Here is a 1,259-nt window from a genome sequence, read left to right on the forward strand (position 1 = left end):
ACCAATTGAAACCATGTATAGTATAACATAAAAGCGCTGATACCGTCCACAGCAGACAGCATCAGCGCATCGTTTTTTATTTGGATAAAGCTAGCGAAATTTAAATTTCCATGATGACCGGAAGGATCATCGGGCTTCTCTTGGTCTTGCGATAGAGGAACTCCGACAGATCATTCTTTACATTAGTCTTAATCGTCGTCCAATCACGAACGTTATCATCCAAGCAGCGATCCAGCGCACGCTGAGAAATGCGACGCAGTTCTTCCATGAGATCCTCTGCTTCCTTGACATAGATAAAGCCACGGGAGACAATGTCCGGTCCTGCGATAACAATACCGCTCTCGCTGTCCAGCGTCACAACGACAACGAGCAGACCATCTTCAGACAGATGCTTTCTGTCGCGCAGAACAGCCGTACCGACATCGCCGATGCCCAGACCATCAACCAATACCTTGCCGGACGGAACCGGATTGGCAAGACGTGCAGACTTTGCGGTGATTTCCACCGGACGTCCGATGTCCGTGATGATGACGCGGCGCGGGTGTACGCCGGTCTGTACCGCCAATTCGCCATGACGGCGCAGCATACGATACTCACCGTGCACCGGAATAAAGTACTTCGGCTTAATCAGCGACAGCATCAGCTTCAACTCTTCCTGACAAGCATGACCGGAAACATGAATAATCGCGGAGCGGTCATAGATGACTTCTGCGCCCTTCTTGCTCAGCTCGTTAATCATCTTGGTAACCGACTTCTCGTTGCCCGGAATTGCAGACGCAGAAATAATGACTTTATCGCCTGCGCCAATATCTACCTGCTTGTGGCTGGAGAACGCCATGCGATACAGCGCACTCATCGCCTCGCCCTGCGAGCCGGTGCACACAACAACGACCTTGCTCTTCGGGTAGCGGTTGACTTCGGAAATATCAATGAGCACATTCTTCGGCACATTCAGGTAACCCAGCTCCATCGCCACGTTGGAGATATTCTCCATGCTTCGGCCGCAGATGGCAACCTTTCTGCCGTTGTGATGTGCGGCATCGACAACCTGCTGTACGCGATAGATATTGGAAGCAAACGTCGCAACGACAATACGCTGATCGCAGCCCTTGAACTGTGCCTCAAACGTCTTACCAACTTCCATCTCACTCGGTGTGTAGCCCGGACGCTCGACATTTGTCGAATCACTCATCAGTGCCAGCACGCCCTTCTTGCCCAGCTCACCAAAGCGGGTCAGGTCAATCATTTCACCAGATACC

The 1,259-nt window shown here is 51.7% G+C and carries 1 protein-coding gene; it reads right to left on the reverse strand.

Annotated elements, in window-relative coordinates; translation table 11 throughout:
* Nucleotides 1-100: 100 nt before the first annotated feature.
* Nucleotides 101-1,259: ribonuclease J (locus ACR0P9_RS12870; RefSeq protein ID WP_432620762.1), on the reverse strand; the 1,159-nt coding region annotated here is incomplete at its 5' end.

The sequence above is a fragment of the Butyricicoccus sp. genome, from assembly GCF_050872565.1.
GTDB lineage: Bacteria > Bacillota > Clostridia > Oscillospirales > Butyricicoccaceae > Butyricicoccus_A.